A 16,763-nucleotide genomic window follows, 5' to 3' on the forward strand; every position below is an offset into this window, starting at 1 on the left:
CGCGTATCGAGACCACGGGGACGTGGTCTCGATACGGCCTCGGCTAGCGCCTCGGCCTACTCGACCGACGTGGCGGTGAAGGTCAGCCGCAGGTCGTCGCCGAGGTGGCGGTAGCCGATCGCGCGGTAGATCTTGTTCGAGGTGGGGTTGGCCAGCTCGGTGTAGAGCATGCACGTGTGTCCCTGTGCCTGCTGGCGACGGCTGACCTCGGTGACGACGGCACTGGCGTAACCGTGTCCGCGCTCCGCCCTCGGGGTGAAGACACCCGAGACGCGCACGACACCACCGAAAGGCGCACTCGCCCAACACATCGCGACGGGACGGCCGTCGCGCACCCAGAGGCTGACATTGCCCCGCTCGATCTGCCGGCGGGCGGTCGCTTCGGCGTCCGACACATGGTCGCCGGTCTCGGCGAGGAAGGCATCCACCCAGCCGGCCACGGTCGGCAGATGTGTCTCGTCGGCGTTCAGGTGGTCGCCGCGGACCGGCCAGGGCAGCGTCGCGGGCACCGGCAGGTCGTAGACGCCCATGCCCGCACGGCCGCGGATCTGCCGCCCCGCCGCAGCGAGGTAGGAGTCGGCGAACTCCAGGGCGGCTTCCTTCGGCCCGTTGACACCGGACAGCGAAACGCCCGTTGCCGCGAGGTGGTCGCCGAGTGCGGTCGACGCACCCGGAACCCAGCTCGGCAGGTGCAGCGGATGCGGGGCGGTGTGCATCGCGACAACCTCGACCCTGCCCTGGGCGTCCTCGATCACATACCAGTGCGGGTCGGCATACCGGCCGGGTTCGGTGAGCAACGAAGCGGTGACGCTCGAAAACACCGAGTAGGCAACGGGATCCGCGACAACCAGCTCCCGAGCGCACTCGATCGCTGCGTTCGGGTCCGTCACGTCCCGCACCCGCCAAGCCCCGCTGTTCGCCATACGACCGATCCTCGCAGGGAGGGCACTCCGGCGACCACCGAGTTTCCGCGGCAGGCCGGTGAATTCGGCCCGGATCGAATCGTTGCCCGGCCGCGGCGGGACCAGCAAGCTGGTCCCGTTCAAGCCGCCGGAGGGGGCGACGAACCGAGGCGCACGCCGTCCGCAGGGGGGATGGCGTGCGCCTCGGTGCGTAGTGACCCGCCTCACATGCGTTCCACGACACTGCGAGACTGTTGGAACATCGAGAGAAGGGCGGCGAACGCACAGTGGGGATCGAAGACGGCGAACGCGCGATCGAGGAGGGGGTCCGCACGGACTTCCGGTCGCGGATGAGCTACGGGAGTTATCTCGACCTGGACAAGCTGCTGGACGCGCAGCACCCGGTCAGTGAGCCGGTCCACCCCGACGAGCTGCTCTTCATCATCCAGCACCAGACGACCGAGCTGTGGTTCAAGCTGGTGCTGCACGAGCTGACCTCGGTGCGCACCTATCTGCAGCAGGACGACGTCAGCAGGGCCCACAAGAGCATCGCCCGGGTGAAGCACATCTTCCGCACACTCGCCGAGCAGTGGTCGGTGCTGGCAACTCTCACCCCGAGCGAATACGCAGAGTTCCGAGGCTTTCTCGGCTCTGCATCGGGCTTCCAGTCCTACCAGTACCGCTCGGTCGAGTTCATCCTCGGCAACAAGAACGCCGGCATGCTGCCGGTCTTCGAGGCCAACCCGGAGCATCACGCCGGCCTGGAGAAGCTGCTCGGCGAGCCCACCGTCTACGACGCCTTCCTGCACTTCCTCGCCGACCACGGACACGCGATCCCGAGCCAGATCCTCGATCGCGACCTGCGCAAGGCCTGGGTCGAGCAGCCGGACCTCATCCCCGTCTTCCAGCGGGTGTATGACGACCCCGACGCCCACTGGGCGGCATACGCGATGTGCGAGGACCTGGTCGACCTGGAGGACGCGTTCCAGTTCTGGCGCTTCCGCCACCTGCGCACCGTGCAACGCACCATCGGCTACAAGAAGGGCACCGGCGGCAGCTCCGGCGTCGACTTCCTCAAACGTGCTCTCGACCTGACGTTCTTCCCCGAGCTCTACACCGTGCGCACCGAGATCGGTGGCTGACGTGGCGGACGACATCCTGACCCGGCTGCCGAGTCACCTTGTCGCAGAAGCGAAATCGTTGGATGCCGCCGATCCGCTGGCGGCATACCGCGAGCAGTTCGTGCTGCCCGAGGGCGTCGTCGCCTATCTCGACGGCAACTCGCTCGGCCGGCCACTCGCGGCGACTCGGAACCGGCTCCCGCAGTTCGTCGACGACGAGTGGGGTGAGCGACTCATCCGCGCCTGGGACGAGTCCTGGATGGAGCTGCCGTTGCAGCTCGGCGACCGGATCGGACGTGTCGCGCTCGACGCCGCGCCGGGGCAGACGACCGTCGCGGACTCCACGACCGTGCTGCTCTACAAGCTGACTCGCGCCGCCGTCGCGGCCCGCCCCGGCCGCAGCCGGATCGTCGCCGACACGGAGAACTTCCCCACCGACCGCTACATCGTGCAAGGTGTCGCCGCCGAGCTCGGCATGACGATCGACTGGATCGAGCCGGACCCGTCGACCGGCGTCACCGTCACCGACGTGCGCGAAAAGGTCTCTGCCGACACGGCATTGGTGTTGCTGAGTCACGTCGCCTACAAGTCGGCCCACATCGCGGACCTGGCCGGCATCACCGCGGTGGTGCACGACGCCGGTGCCTTGGTGTTGTGGGACCTGTGCCACTCGGTCGGCCTGGTCCCCGTCGGCCTGGACGCTGCGGGCGTCGACCTCGCCGTCGGATGCACCTACAAATACCTCAACGGCGGACCCGGTGCGCCGGCCTTCGCGTATGTCGCAAAAGACTTACAGGACAGTCTTGTTCAGCCCATCACCGGCTGGATGGGCCACGCGGAGCCGTTCACGATGGGCCCGGCATACCTGCCCGCGGAGGGCATGCGGCGCTTCATCAGCGGCACTCCGCCGATCCTCGGCATGCTGCCGATGCAGGACATGCTCGACCTCGTCGAGGAGGCCGGCGTCGAGGCCATCCGGGAGAAGTCGATCCGGTTGACCGAGTTCGTCGCCGACGTCGCCGATGCGGCTCTCGCCCCACTGGGCGTCACGGTCGCCTCACCACGCGAGCCCCAGGTCCGGGGTGGTCACGTCACGTTGGAGCATGATGCTATGCAAGCGGCGATCGCACGGCTGTGGCAGCGTGGCGTCATACCGGACTTCCGGCGACCACGCGGCCTGCGGGCCGGGCTGTCCCCGCTGTCCACCAGCTTCGTGGAGGTTGCCACCGCACTGGCACACCTTCACGAGATCCTCAACGAGCACGAGGGATAAGGAGCCACTCATGCAGCAGGTCAAAGGCGTTGTCGCCAAATCCAAGGGCGCGCCGGTCACCATCGAGACGATCAACGTGCCCGACCCCGGTCCGGGCGAGGCGTTGGTCAAGATCCAAGCCTGCGGCGTGTGCCACACCGACCTGCACTACCGCGAGGGTGGCATCAGCAACGACTACCCCTTCCTGCTCGGGCACGAGGCGGCGGGCATCGTCGAGTCGGTCGGTGACGACGTCAGCGACGTCGCGCCCGGCGACTTCGTGATCCTCAACTGGCGTGCGGTCTGCGGCGAGTGCCGCGCCTGCAAGCGGGGCGAGCCCAAATACTGCTTCGCCACCCACAACGCCACCCAGAAGATGACGCTCTCCAGCGGCACGGAGCTGTCGCCGGCACTGGGCATCGGTGCCTTCGCGGAGAAGACGCTGGTGGCCGCCGGTCAGTGCACCAAGGTCGACCCGGAGGCTCGTCCGGCCGCTGCCGGACTGCTCGGCTGCGGTGTGATGGCCGGATTGGGCGCGGCGATCAACACCGGCGGCGCGACCCGTGGCCGGTCCGTCGCGGTCATCGGGTGTGGCGGTGTCGGCGTCGCGGCTGTCGCAGGCGCCGCGCTCGCGGGCGCGTCCCCGGTCATCGCGGTCGACGTCGACCCCCGCAAGCTCGACGCGGCCAAGAAGGCCGGCGCCACCCACACCATCGACTCCTCCCAGGGCGACCTGACCGAGGAGATCAAGTCGATCTGCGACAAGCTCTACCCGGGCGCGGAAGGCGCCGACCTCGTCATCGACGCCGTCGGCCGACCGGAGACCTGGAAGCAGGCCTTCTACGCTCGCGACCTGGCCGGCACGCTGGTGCTCGTCGGCGTGCCGACGCCGGAGATGAAGGTCCCCGAGCTGCCGCTGCTGGACGTCTTCGGGCGCGGCGGTGCGCTGAAGTCCAGTTGGTATGGCGACTGCCTGCCCAGCCGCGACTTCCCGATGCTGATCGACCTCTACCAGAACGGCCGCCTCGACCTGGACGCGTTCGTCACCGAGGAGATCGCGCTCGACGAGGTGGAGTCTGCGTTCACCAAGATGGGTGAGGGCAACGTCCTGCGATCCGTGGTCGTCCTCTAGGAGCTCCCTGGCGTGGGCGGCCGCCTCCTGCGGTCCGTCGGCGGATCAGCGGCCGCGCACGACCGACACGTCCACGATCACTGCCTGTCCCCAGTAATCGATGTGCCAGGTGCGACTCCAGGCGGTTGCTGCTGTCCTGCCCGCCTCGGAGTCGCCCTCGCGTCGCTCACGGATGACGACGGTGACCGCGNCCAGTAATCGATGTGCCAGGTGCGACTCCAGGCGGTTGCTGCTGTCCTGCCCGCCTCGGAGTCGCCCTCGCGTCGCTCACGGATGACGACGGTGACCGCGTCTTGCGGCGCGTGCCGCAGCCGCCGGAAGTCGTCGTCCTCCTGGCGCGGCCAGGCCTTGTCGAAGAACACTCGGTGGCCGTCGGCCGCGAGCTGGGTGCTGATCGCCGGTGCGGTGCTGGCCGCGCAGACGAGGCCTTGGCAGTCGATGCGTGCTGGTGCGCCGGGCGCCTCCTGAGCGAGCGCCCGGCTCACTGGTATGGCGATGGATCGCGCCGCGCGCCAGTCGGATTCGCGACCACCGACCATGCGCAGCAGCTGCGAGTCGGGAAGTATGACGACACCGGCCGCGACCGCCACTGCTGCGACGACCGTCGCAGCCAGCGGGCGCCGCCACGGGGGCACGGGTAGCAGCCTGCCGACGGCTCGGGTCAGTTGCCAGATAGCCGCCGCCGTCAAGCACAACGGTGCCGCGATCATCAGGTCGCTGTAGATGATCCGGCCGCGCGTCAGGGTCGCGGTCGCCCAGACCAGCGCCACGCAGGTCACCGCCGCGACGACTGCGAGTTCCGGGAGCACCGGGTCGTTGCGGCTGCGTCGGCGCAGCAGGGTCCGCCGGGCGCGCCAGATCGGCGGCAGCACCGCCAGCAGCACGAGCACCCCGACCAGGTGGGCACCAGCGTTCGCTGCCGGCGCGGCGAAGACCGAGTCACCGTGGGCCAGCATCGCCGCCTGCGACATGCTCGTCGGGAAGATCGACACCGGGACCAGCATCAGCAGCACGTGCTTGGCACCACCCGCCCAACCGATCGGATCGGCAGCCGAACTCGTCACCAGCCGAGCCGTCTCGTGGACGTTGTTCGGGTGTGTGACGAGGACGTCGATCATCGGCGGGATCCACACCAGCAACAGCAGGCCGGCAGCGATCAGCCACGGCTGCCGGCGGACCCGCGGGTGTGACCAACCGCGTTCCAGCCATGCCCGGATGAGCGTGATGCCGGCGAGGAAGGCCGACAGCGCGAGCACGACCGGCAGGAACCCGAGGTGGCACTGCGCTGTGAAGGACGCGCACACGACATACAGCGGAAGTGCTCGGATGTCGCCCCGCTGGAGCCGCCAGGCGAGCATCATCACCGCCAGCAACCCGAGCACCGGCGGCCACGCGTTGAGCGGACGCACGAGTGTGGCACCGAAGAGGTATTCCAGCACCATCGCAACGCCTGCGGCGCAGTACGCCCCCGGCCAGCCCCCGGCCCGGAAGCCCGCGACGACCGCCACGGCGACCAACCCGATTGCGATCAGCGCGGATCCGACGATGAGGCCCCAGGGGCTGAATCCGCTGGCGGCATACGGGACGGCGAGCAGGTAGAACTGGATCGGGCCGGGGTGGTGCGCCCAGACGCCGGGGTTGGACAGCGAGCTCGTCGAGCGCATGCCCAGCAGCGGCGGGTGCGCGGAGAAGACGTCGTGTGTGTGCAGCGCGACGATGGCCTCGTCTCCCTGCGGCAACCAGGACTGACCGAGCAGATGCCCCGCACCCCAGGCGATCTGCAGTGACGCGAGCACGACGAGCACGATCAGCGGCCCAGCCTGACCGCGTGTCCGGATCCCCTCCATTGCCCCATGATGTCGCCGAGCCGGGTCGTGTCGAGGCGACGAGCCGCAGTCACCGCATTCCGGTCCCATCCCCGAGCCCACTCCGAGCCGCTAGCGTTTGCGGTGGCCGCACGCCCGCAGCCAACCGACAGGAGGTCGCCACCATGCAGAGCGGAGACCTGTCGGAGCTGTTCCGGCTCCTCGACCTGACCGGTGTCTTCGCCAACGCGATCCTCGGCGGCCTCGTCGCCCGACAGGAACGCCTCGACCCGATCGGCTTCCTGACCTTCGCGGTGCTGTCCGGTCTGGGCGGAGGGATCGTCCGCGACGTGTTGCTGCAGGCCGGTCCCCCGGTCGCGCTCACCGACTACGCCTATCTGCTGACCGCGCTGGCCGGCGCTGTCATCACCTACGTCGTCAACGTCAGCGGCCCGGTGTGGGACCGGGTGTGGCCGGTGATCGACGCCATCGCACTCGGGACGTGGGCGGCAGCGGGCGCGCAGAAGAGCCTCGCCGTCGGCATCGGATGGCTGCCCGCCATCCTGCTCGGCACGATCACGGCGGTCGGGGGTGGCGCCATACGGGACATCGTGACGCGCCGCGTGCCGACGGTGCTCGGTGGCAGCACGCTCTATGCGACCTGCGCGATCGCCGCCAGCGGCGTTCTGGTGGTTTGCACCGAGAACCGTTATCCGACAGTCGGATTGGTGGCGTCGACCGTCACCGGTGCCGGCCTGTGCCTGATCGCGCGGTGGCGGGGCTGGATCCTGCCCGAAGCCGACGCATGGTCGGCTCCGCGGCGGGTCGCCGCCAAGGCCCGGCTCGATCGCGCGCGCCGCGAGAAGATCGCGCACGCTCTGAAGTCCAAGCGCCGCAACGCCGCACGGCGTGTGGTGAGACGACCACCGAAGAACCGCGAGGAGAACGAATGAGCACCACCGCCGCACATCGTGTCCTCACCGGGCTCGACGACGCCCGCGACGACCTGGAGGCGTTCTACCGAGACCTGCACGAGCATCCGGAGCTCTCGCACCAGGAGACCGAGACGGCCGCCAAGGTCGCCGACCGTCTGCGCTCCGCCGGGTATGACGTCACAACGGGCATCGGCGGGCCCGGCGTCGTCGGCATCCTGCACAACGGCGACGGACCGCGCCTGCTGCTGCGTGCAGACATGGACGCGCTGCCGGTCAAGGAGGCGACCGGTCTCGACTACGCCAGCACCGTCACCGCGACGGACGAGTCGGGCGAAGCGACACCGGTGATGCACGCGTGTGGGCACGACGTGCACGTGGCCTGTTTGGCAACGGCCGCAACGCTGCTCGCGGATGCGAAGGACCAGTGGTCCGGCACCCTGGTCGCGCTCTTCCAACCCGCCGAGGAGGTCGGTGACGGCGCCCGCGGGATGCTCGATGACGACCTGCGCTCCGTGGTCGGCGCGGTCGATGTGGCCCACGCGCAGCACGTGTTGGCACTGCCCGCCGGCATCGTCGGCACCCGCCCGGGATCGGTCTTCTCCGCTGCGGACAGCATGCGGGTCACGGTGCACGGCCGCGGCGCGCACGGCTCGATGCCGCAGGCCGCGGTCGACCCGGTCGTGCTGGCATCGATGATCGTCATACGCCTGCAGACCATCGTGTCCCGGGAGATCGCGCCCACCGAGTCGGCGGTGCTCACCGTCGGCAGCATCCGGGCCGGGTCCAAGAGCAACGTGATCGGCGACAACGCCGTCATCGAGCTGAATGTCCGCACGTATGACGACGCGACGCGCCAGCACGTGCTCGACGCGATCAAGCGGATCGTCACCGCGGAATGCATGGCCTCGGACTCCCCGAAGGAGCCGGAATTCGAGCTCTACGACCGGTTTCCGCCCACGATCAACGACACCGACACCACCGACAAGGTGTCGGCCGCGTTCGCGGACTTCTTCGGCGACGATGCCCAGGAGCTGCCGCTGCAGAGCGCGAGCGAGGATTTCAGCGACATACCCACCGCGCTCAAGATCCCCTACTCCTACTGGGGCCTCGGCGGCATCGACCCGAAGGCGTATGCCGCGGCGGAGAAGGCCGGCCGGGTCAGTGCGGACATCCCGGTCAACCACTCGCCGTACTTCGCGCCGGTCATCCAGCCGACGCTCGACCGCGGCGTCGAGGCATTGGTGGTCGCAGCGATCGCACAGCTGGGCACCGACAGCTGAACTCGCCTGCTACTGCTGGCTATCGACGTTCGTTGCCGTGCTTGTAGTTGCCGGTCATCCGGGCCATCAGCAACTGCTCGTCACCGGTGTCGACGGTCGAGAGGAACTTCGCGGCCTTGTCGCCACGCAACGTGGTCGCGCGACGACCGTGGTGGAAGATCACCACGTCGTTCCCGTTGGTCTCGTATCGGAATCCGGTCGGCGGCTTCCCCATGCCCGGCCCTCCAGCCTCGTTGACGGCGGCGTCGCTAGTTGACTTCCCAGGCTACGGGCAGTCAGCTGGGGTCATGGCTGTCTCAACGAAGCAGAAGCGTCTCGGCGCCGTGGTCACCGTCGTCGCTGCGGGAGCCATCGGGTTGACCGGTTGTGGCTCCAGCTCGTCCGGCGGCAGCTCGCCGGCCGGCTCCACCGACCCGGCATCGAGCGCGTCCTCGAGCCCGACCTCGGGCTCAACCTCGCCCCGCACCGGCGTGGACGATTCGCCGCTCCCGCAGGTTTCGCACGGCTCGACCATCCCGGCCGGCCCCTCCGGCTCGAGCGCGGCGGACACCGGTGCTGTCGGCAACGCGGGCGTCGACCTGGCGAAGGCCGCCTTCCCCGTGACCCTCGACCGCGCCATCGCGGTTGCGCGGACGGAGCTCGCGGGCGGCACGATCACCAAACTCGGGCTGGACTTCGACACGCGAGCCGGCCGCTGGGTCTGGGAGGTCGATGCCCAGAAGGGGACCAAGCAGCGGGAGCTGAAGATCGACGCCGGGACCGGCAAGGTCATCGGCGGCGAGCACGACGATGAGTCGTCCGAGCCGCGGGCCGTCGACCCGAAGAAGCTGACACCGGAGGCGGCCATCAAGAAGGCGACCGCACTCGTGCCCGGGACGGTCGCGGAGTGGACGCTGCACCACGACGACGGCGTGCAGCGCTACGAGATCGAGATCCGCACGGGCGGTTCCGACACGCAGGACGTGGTCGTCCCGGTGGACACCGGCAAGGCGGTGCGCGACTGAGCGGAGCGGCGGCCACGCTTCGGGCCGCAGGCGGGCACCGACGCTTGCTACTCTCCGGCGGCATGGGGAGATCTACAGGTGTCCGCACCGTCATCGCAGTTGCCGCCGGTGCGACACTGCTCTCCGGGTGCGGAGCGAGCGGTGGCGCTGATGAGAAACCGCCGACCACGAAGGACCACGCGCTCGCGACGGCGCTCAGCTACGTGCCGGACAACCTGATGAGCATGCAGTTCGGCGACACCACGGCGTGGCTGGAGGATCACGGGTTCGCCGACGAGAGTCCTACCGAGCTCGTCAAGGACGACGCGTTCTGGCGGAAGTCGCAGAACGCGTCGTTCGCGGAGAGCCCCCTCTGGCAGTATGCGCGTGCCATGGGCGGCTGGGGCTGGTCCGCGACCGACATCGCCTGGTCTGCGACGGCGAACAGGAGCGGCGACAAGACGGTCATCCACTACGTACGTTTTCGCGACTCGACCGATGTGGGCATGGTGCGGAAATCCCTTGTCGCTCACGGCTATCGCGCAAAGGGGAGCCACCTCGTCGCCCCGACCCTCGGGCACACGCAGGACGAGGTGACCGAGGGCGTCACGAATGCCATCGGCCAGACGGTGCGCTTCTATCCTGACAAGCACCTGATGGTCTCCACGTGGTACGGCCACGACGTGCCCGATCTACCGGACGAAGACTCCTCGCTCGGAGCCCGGCCTGAGGTGCGCAGGGCCGTCGCACCCATCAGCACTGCCAGCGAGGTGACGGTCAACACCGGCACGGATGCCTGTCGGACACCACCAAAGACCACGCCGATGATGAAGCAGCGACTCAACGGACTCGGCAAGGTCTCCACCAGCGTGGCTGCAGTCGTCAGTGACTCCAAAAGCATTGCGGCAGTGGAGTATTCGTCCGAAGAAGCAGCAAAGGACGATCTGCCCCGTCGGAAGGCGCTCCTCGAGAAGAACTCGCTGCGGATGAACGAGCCCTACCAGTCGCTTGCGCACTTCGCGGTCACGAGGAAGGGCACCGCGCTCCGCTACACCATCACTGGGCGTTCGCGGATCGTGCCCGAGATGCTCCGCTCCGGCGACTCGCCGTGGGACCTGTGCTCGCCGCACTCGAAGAGCACGTAGTCCTCGCGAAGCTGAGCGGACGCTGAGAGGTCACGCGTCATACCAGTGACATGGCGCAGTATGGCGGGGTGATCTCGCTGCTGCGCACGCGCGCGAACGGCCTGCGGCCCCGCATCGCCGCGTTCACCGCGCTCGCGGTGATCCTGCCGCTGCTGGTCGGCATCCTCGTGCTGGCCACCCTGCAGCAGCGATCACTCACCGGCAGCCTGGTCTCCCGCGTGAAGCAGCAGGCCGACATCGTCGCGCTCACCGTCCGCGAGGAAGGACCGCACGAGATCCGGCTGGCGGACACCGACCGGCCGATGAAGGCAGTCGTGCTCGACACCGACGGGCGGGTGATCGCGGCCCAACCGCGGGATGTCACCCGACCGCTGGACGGCGCCCGGCCGACGACGAGCCACAAACACGTTGCGAACGCACGGTATTGGTGGTGGCCGGGCGACGTGGACGACCCGCTCGTGGTGAGCCGGTCAGTCAAGACACCGTCGGGGCGATACATCGTCCAGGTGTCCTCCTCGCAACAGCCGCAGCACGAGTCGGTCAGCACCGTCGTCAAACTGCTGCTGCTCGGCACACCGCTGCTGGCGCTGCTCGCTGCGGCGCTCGCCTGGCTGGTCGCCGGGCGGACGCTCGGCCCGGTCGACCGGATGCGCTCCGAAGTCGACGCGATCGAGGGCCGCCGCCTCGACGCGCGAGTCGACGTGCCGGACCAGGACGACGAGATCGCCGCACTGGCAAGGACTCTGAACAGGATGCTGGACCGCCTGGAGGCGTCACAGGACCGCCAGCGACGCTTCGTCGCCGACGCCAGCCACGAGCTGCGCTCACCACTGGCCACCCTGCAAGCCGCTACCGACCTCACCTCGGTGGACCCGGCCGGCGAGTGGCCGGAGATCGCGCCGACCGTGCAGATCGAGCTGGACCGGATGAACGCCCTCATCGGTGATCTGCTGCTGCTCGCGCGCATCGAGGAGGATCGAGGCTCGTCCACAGCGGTCGAGGTCGACCTCGCCGACCTAGCGCAGGCGGAGGTCGGGCGGTGGCGCGGCGAAACGCCGGTCATCGCGCGCCGCGCCGGCGGTTCGAGCCACGCGCGGGTGCCCGAGCCGGCCGCCGAGCGCATCCTGCGGAACCTCGTGGACAACGGCATACGGCATGCCCGCTCGGAAGTCGTCGTCACGACGCACACAGACCCGACCGGTGCCGCGATCATCACCGTCGACGACGACGGTGCGGGCATCACGCCCTCGGACCGCGAGCGGGTCTTCGACCGGTTCGTCCGGCTCGACGAAGGACGCAGCCGGGACGAAGGCGGCTTCGGGCTCGGCCTCGCGATCGTGCGCGGCCTGGCGCGCAGCGTCGGCGGTGAGGTCCGGGCCGAGCAGGCCCCGCAGGGCGGTGCGCGATTCGTCGTGACGCTGCCGGGAGCTCAGGTCTCCTCGAAGCGGTAGCCGACACCGCGGACCGTGCTGATCGTGTCGGTGCCGAACGGCCGGTCGACCTTCCGGCGGAGATAACCGACATAGACCTCGACGACGTTGTCGTCACCCTCGAACGCCGGGTCCCACACGTGCTGCAGGATCTCCTGCTTGCTCACGGCAGTGCCGGCACGCCGCATCAGAAACTGCAGCAAGCTGAATTCCCTTGCGGTCAGGGTAATCTCGGCATCTCCGCGGAACACCCGTGCGGATCCCGGGTCCAGTCGCAGACCGCCGAGGTCGAGGACGGCCGGCCGCGACACGGGTGTGCGGCGCACCAGCGCACGTAGCCGCGCCACGAGCACCGGGAAGCTGAACGGTTTGGTCAGATAGTCGTCGGCACCCAGATCGAGCGCGTCCACCTGGTCGAACTCTCCGTCCTTGGCGGTCAGCATCAGGATCGGCGTCCACACCTCGCGCTCGCGCAGACGGCGCAGGACGTCATACCCGTGGGTGCCGGGAAGCATGATGTCGAGCACGATGATGTCGAAGGGCTCCTCGGTCGCGCGCCAGAGCCCGTCGGTGCCGTTGTGCTCGACCGCGACGACGAAACCTTCCGCGCGCAGACCGCGCTCAACGAGCCGCGCGAGCGGCGCTTCGTCCTCGACCAGCAGCACTCTCATGGTCAGCAGTATCACCCCCGCCGGGACCCTCGTCCGGCCCGACGAGGCCGAGACCGATCATCCCGGCGATGGTCCCGCAGACCAGGATCGGCGCGGCGCAGACATCGGCGAGGTAGTGCGCGCCCAGCACCAGGCGGCTGGCCGCCACCACCACGATCAGCGGTATGCCGCCGAGCAACACCACCCGGCGCAGCGTGCGGTGTCCGGCGCCGAGAGCCACCGCGAACGCCACGACGAGCGCCGTGGCGAATGCCGTGTGACCACTGGGGAAACTGTCCGGCTTGGTCTCGACGACCAGCGCGTGCACCGCATCGGTCGGTGGACGGTCCCGCCGGAAGATCAGCTTCCAGACCTCCACGGACAGCCAGGCGACCAGCGCCGTCAGACCGGCGCGCAGCGCGACGACCCGGCCGAGGGTGCGCCATACGACGACGCACAACAGCACCGCCCAGAGCGGTCCGACGACCGGGCCGAAGACGACGTTGATCACTCGACTGACGTCGACGACGAAGGTCCCGCGGTCGGCGGCGATCGTGCGATCCAGGGCCAATTCGCCGGTATGGCGCGCACCGACCCCGACCGCCCACACGCCGACGGCGGTCCCGAGGACGTAGAGCGCGATGCCCAGCACGAGGGGCTTCGGACGCAACACAGGGCGGAAGGTGGTCGGGCGGGCGGGGTGCAGCATCGATCCTCTTCGTGACGACGGGTGTTCGGATCGTGACGGTGCCATGCGCCCGCTGAGACGACCCTGAGAGCGGTGCCCGGTCACGGCTGCGACCCGCCGACATAGATCACGTGATTGCCGGACCGGGCGATGATGCCGTCGCCCGCGAGCTTCTTGCTGATGATCTGGATCGTCTTGTTGCCGTGCGGTTTCCACAACGCGATGGCGTCACCGGAGCGCAGATACTGCAGCAGGACTCCGTGCCAGGTGCGGTTCGTTGCATGCAACACCGCGGCCTTGTCCGGTCCCATCAGCCGCCCGGAGACGTCGATCCAGTTCGGGCAGCCGTTCGCCAGTCCGCGACTCAGCGCGTCGAGGCGGAGCAGCACCGTGGGGTTGTTGGACATCACGCACTGCTCGTTGCGCACGGCCCGGGTCAGGTCGGTGGCTCCGGCATACGGCCGGATGGCGTGGGCGCCGGTAATGGTGATTGCAGACGTGATCACGACAGCGGCCGCGGTCACTGCGGCCGCCGGTGTGCTCGCGAGGAATTCCCGGCGGACGGCGACCGCTGCGGCGCCGACCGTGACGGCGATGCCGACTGCGAGGTAGTCGGAGTAGTACTCGAACCACGACGGAGCCGCCATGAGCACGACGAACTGCGCGAGCATGACCAGCGTCAGGAACCGGGCACGGTGCGCGCCGCGCCAGGCGAATGCCACGACTGCGGCGAAGAACACGACGAAAACCACTGCGCACAGGAAGAGTTGGTGAGCGCTCAGGTGTTTGGACAACTCGGGAACGGCACTCATGCCCGCGAGTCGATCGACCAGCGACGCTGTCCGAGGGCGGCCGAGCTGACCGGTCACCACCGAGTGCCACATCGCTGACGGGTCGGCCAGGAAGAACGGCAGACACACGACGCTGACGCTCACCGCAGCGCCGAGCAGCGCCCGACCGGCGGCGCGAACGCTGTGTCGGCACCAGCCGTGCCAGGCGAGGATGAGCACGATCGGCACGATCCACCAGACCTTCACCGCCAGCGGGAGGCCGATGACGGCTCCGGCCAGGAACGCCGACCATCGCGTGGGACGGCGCTGGCCGCGCAGCAGCGCGAGGAGACCGAGCAGCAGCAGGAGGTTGCCGAGCGGCTCGAGTTTGACGTCGAATTCCGCACTGACCGATCCGAACCAAGCGGCGTAGAACAGCCCGGCGCAGATCGCGCCCCGACGCGCGATGCCGAGCCGGCGGCATACGACCACGACCAGCACCGCGTTCGCGGCGCCGATGATGCAGAAGGCGATGTTGGCGACGATGAACGCGTGCCAGTCACTCATCACGTGCGTGAGAGCGGCAAAAGGCGTCACTGCCAACGTGATTCCCGGCGGATGCACCATCGTGAAGTCGCGGTAGGGCAGCCGACCGTGCAGCAGCGCGTCCGCCCCGGAGAAGTAGACACCGGTGTCGTAGCCGATGATCCCGTGGATGCCGCCCTTGCGGAGGATGATGCCGAGGCGGGCCGTCAGCCCGACCAGGAAGACCAGCGCCGCGGCGAGCAGGAAGAGGCGCCGTTGCCGGGTGTCGCCGCGGGCAGCTTGGTGCCGGACGACACCGGTGGCCGGCCGGTCGAGAAGGAGCCCTGGCTGTTGCATGAGGCCACGGTGTGCCTCCGACGATGAAGGAATGATGTAGCCCGCGGGACATGACTGTCGGCTCTCAGCGACCCCTCAGCCTGAGGCGCCGAGAATGAGCGCATTGTGCATGTGTTGATCGTTGAGGACGAAGAGCGACTGGCCGCCCTGCTGCAGCGTGGCCTGACGCAGCAGAACTATGCAGTCACGTTGGCGCACAACGGGATTGACGGCCTGTGGCATGCGCAGGAGACGGCGTTCGACGTCGTGGTGCTCGACGTGATGCTGCCGGGGATGAACGGTCTGGAGGTATGCCGCCGGATGCGCGCCGAGTCGATCTGGAGCCCGGTGCTGATGCTGACCGCGCGCGGTGAGATCACCGACCGGGTGGACGGCCTCGACGCGGGTGCCGACGACTACCTGATGAAGCCTTTCGCGTTCGACGAGCTGACCGCTCGGATGCGTGCGCTGCTGCGGCGTGGCAGCAGTGAACGACCCACCACTCTCACCGTCGGCAACCTGGTCGTGGATCCCGCAACCCGTGAAGTCACAACACCTTTCGGCCGCGCGGAGCTGACCGCGCGTGAGTTCGCGCTCGTCGAGCTTTTCGCCCGGCGGCCCGGTGATGTGCTGCGCCGGGAGGAGATGCTGGATCACCTGTGGGACTTCGCGAGCCTGCCGGCAAGCAACGTGATCGAGCAGCACGTCGCCGGCGCGCGACGCAAGCTCGGCGAGGTGGGTTCGACCGCGCAGATCGTCACCGTGCGCGGTGTCGGCTACCGCATGGTGTGCAGCGACTAGCTCTGCGACGGCATCAGCGCTCCCGCGCTACATCGTTGCTACACATGCCCGGACGCACAGTGGTCCCCATGAACGGCATCAATGGCACGAACGCTTCAAGTGCACTGGCACGACGCCGCGTGGTGGTGGTCGTCCCGACATACAACGAGCGCGAGTCGCTCCCCGTCCTGGTGCGCAAGCTGCTGGCGCTGCCGACCGCACGACTGAGCGTGCTCGTGGTGGACGACAACTCACCCGACGGCACGGGCGCGCTCGCCGACGAGCTGGCCCGCTTCACCGACGGACGGGTCAGCGTGCTGCACCGCCGGGTGAAGGAGGGTCTGGGCCGGGCGTATGCCGCCGGTATGACGCGTGCTCTCGAGATGGGCGCGGACGTCGTCATCCAGATGGACGCGGACGGGTCACACCCGGTGTCGGCGATCGAGCCGATGGTTGCCGCGCTGACGGCGAATCACGCTGCGGTTGCAGTGGGTTCGCGGTATGTCGAGGGCGGTGGCGTCGATGCCGCGTGGCCGTGGCACCGGCGGCTGCTCTCCTCCGGCGCCAACGCCTACGTGCGCGGCGTGCTCGGGCTGACCGTCCACGATGCGACCGCGGGGTTCAAGGCATGGGACGCGCGAGCGCTTCAGATCGTCGAGCCGGACACCGTGCTGAGCAACGGTTACAGCTTCCAGGTCGAGCTCGCGCACCGCGTCGTGACGGCCGGCCTCACCAGCGTCGAGGTGCCGATCCACTTCGTCGACCGGACGGAGGGCCGATCGAAGATGTCGCTCGGGGTGCAACTCGAGTCGCTGATGATGCCGTGGCGGTTGCGCCGCTCCTCCTGGCGGGCCCGGCCGTCAGCGGTTGTCCCCCGAGCCGCCTAGCACGCCGCGCCGCTGCCGGTCGGCGAGTTTGTCGACGTTGCGCTGGGCAACGTCGTCGAGGGACAGGTCGAGGAAGTTGGCGAGGACACCCAGTCGGCGAAGTCCTCCACCGGTGGCCGGATGGCCAGCTGCGCGTTGACCG

At 68.9% G+C, this 16,763-nt stretch carries 15 protein-coding genes; 10 read left to right on the plus strand and 5 right to left on the minus strand.

Annotation, left to right across the window (positions count from 1 at the left end; translation table 11 throughout):
* Positions 1–56 precede the first annotated feature (56 nt).
* Positions 57–923, minus strand: a complete 867-nt coding sequence (locus ACSZL9_RS18035) for a GNAT family N-acetyltransferase (protein ID WP_446666902.1) — start codon at positions 921–923, stop codon at positions 57–59.
* 266 nt (positions 924–1,189) lie between these two features.
* Between ACSZL9_RS18035 and ACSZL9_RS18040 the strand changes: the two genes are divergently transcribed.
* From ACSZL9_RS18040 to ACSZL9_RS18060, 5 genes are all read left to right on the plus strand, one after another.
* The gene (locus ACSZL9_RS18040) at positions 1,190–2,044 is read left to right on the plus strand and encodes a tryptophan 2,3-dioxygenase (protein WP_446666903.1); all 855 of its coding nucleotides are present in this window, start codon (positions 1,190–1,192) and stop codon (positions 2,042–2,044) included.
* Position 2,045: 1 nt separating this feature from the next.
* On the plus strand, positions 2,046–3,296 hold the full coding sequence (gene kynU / locus ACSZL9_RS18045; protein WP_446666904.1) for a kynureninase: 1,251 nt from the start codon (positions 2,046–2,048) through the stop codon (positions 3,294–3,296).
* A gap of 10 nt (positions 3,297–3,306) precedes the next feature.
* Positions 3,307–4,407, plus strand: a complete 1,101-nt coding sequence (locus ACSZL9_RS18050; protein ID WP_446666905.1) for an S-(hydroxymethyl)mycothiol dehydrogenase — start codon at positions 3,307–3,309, stop codon at positions 4,405–4,407.
* A 1,990-nt stretch (positions 4,408–6,397) separates the two neighbouring features.
* Complete coding sequence (locus ACSZL9_RS18055) at positions 6,398–7,165, plus strand: trimeric intracellular cation channel family protein (protein WP_446666906.1); 768 nt, start codon at positions 6,398–6,400, stop codon at positions 7,163–7,165.
* Positions 7,162–8,427 (plus strand): amidohydrolase, encoded by a 1,266-nt coding sequence (locus ACSZL9_RS18060; RefSeq protein ID WP_446666907.1) that lies wholly within the window; start codon positions 7,162–7,164, stop codon positions 8,425–8,427. Before ACSZL9_RS18055 ends, ACSZL9_RS18060 begins: the two co-directional genes overlap by 4 nt.
* 19 nt (positions 8,428–8,446) lie before the next feature.
* On the opposite strand, the gene ACSZL9_RS18065 is transcribed toward ACSZL9_RS18060, so the two are convergent.
* Positions 8,447–8,641, minus strand: a complete 195-nt coding sequence (locus ACSZL9_RS18065; RefSeq protein ID WP_446666908.1) for a hypothetical protein — start codon at positions 8,639–8,641, stop codon at positions 8,447–8,449.
* Between the two features lie 73 nt (positions 8,642–8,714).
* Here ACSZL9_RS18065 and ACSZL9_RS18070 point away from each other — a divergent pair, with 73 nt between their 5' ends.
* From ACSZL9_RS18070 to ACSZL9_RS18080, 3 genes are all read left to right on the plus strand, one after another.
* Positions 8,715–9,431 (plus strand): PepSY domain-containing protein, encoded by a 717-nt coding sequence (locus ACSZL9_RS18070; RefSeq protein WP_446666909.1) that lies wholly within the window; start codon positions 8,715–8,717, stop codon positions 9,429–9,431.
* A gap of 62 nt (positions 9,432–9,493) precedes the next feature.
* Positions 9,494–10,555: a hypothetical protein gene (locus ACSZL9_RS18075; RefSeq protein WP_446666910.1), complete on the plus strand. Its 1,062-nt coding sequence runs from the start codon at positions 9,494–9,496 to the stop codon at positions 10,553–10,555.
* Between the two features lie 50 nt (positions 10,556–10,605).
* The gene (locus ACSZL9_RS18080) at positions 10,606–12,006 is read left to right on the plus strand and encodes a sensor histidine kinase (protein ID WP_446666911.1); all 1,401 of its coding nucleotides are present in this window, start codon (positions 10,606–10,608) and stop codon (positions 12,004–12,006) included.
* Here ACSZL9_RS18080 and ACSZL9_RS18085 read toward each other — a convergent pair.
* The 3 genes from ACSZL9_RS18085 to ACSZL9_RS18095 all read right to left on the minus strand — a co-directional run bounded on the left by ACSZL9_RS18085 (position 11,985) and on the right by ACSZL9_RS18095 (position 14,975).
* Complete coding sequence (locus ACSZL9_RS18085; protein WP_446666912.1) at positions 11,985–12,656, minus strand: response regulator transcription factor; 672 nt, start codon at positions 12,654–12,656, stop codon at positions 11,985–11,987. The genes ACSZL9_RS18080 and ACSZL9_RS18085 overlap by 22 nt on opposite strands.
* Positions 12,607–13,344 (minus strand): phosphatase PAP2 family protein, encoded by a 738-nt coding sequence (locus ACSZL9_RS18090; RefSeq protein WP_446666913.1) that lies wholly within the window; start codon positions 13,342–13,344, stop codon positions 12,607–12,609. Before ACSZL9_RS18090 ends, ACSZL9_RS18085 begins: the two co-directional genes overlap by 50 nt.
* 80 nt (positions 13,345–13,424) lie before the next feature.
* Positions 13,425–14,975 carry a glycosyltransferase 87 family protein gene (locus ACSZL9_RS18095; protein ID WP_446666914.1) on the minus strand — a complete coding sequence of 517 codons (1,551 nt, stop codon included), beginning with the start codon at positions 14,973–14,975 and terminating at the stop codon, positions 13,425–13,427.
* A 111-nt stretch (positions 14,976–15,086) separates the two neighbouring features.
* On the opposite strand from ACSZL9_RS18095, the gene ACSZL9_RS18100 reads away from it, so the two are divergent.
* Together ACSZL9_RS18100 and ACSZL9_RS18105 are read left to right on the plus strand one after the other, a co-directional pair.
* The gene (locus ACSZL9_RS18100) at positions 15,087–15,755 is read left to right on the plus strand and encodes a response regulator transcription factor (RefSeq protein WP_446666928.1); all 669 of its coding nucleotides are present in this window, start codon (positions 15,087–15,089) and stop codon (positions 15,753–15,755) included.
* A 68-nt stretch (positions 15,756–15,823) separates the two neighbouring features.
* On the plus strand, positions 15,824–16,621 hold the full coding sequence (locus ACSZL9_RS18105; RefSeq protein WP_446666915.1) for a polyprenol monophosphomannose synthase: 798 nt from the start codon (positions 15,824–15,826) through the stop codon (positions 16,619–16,621).
* The last annotated feature ends 142 nt before the right edge of the window (positions 16,622–16,763 follow it).

This window comes from Flexivirga sp. B27, from assembly GCF_052905685.1.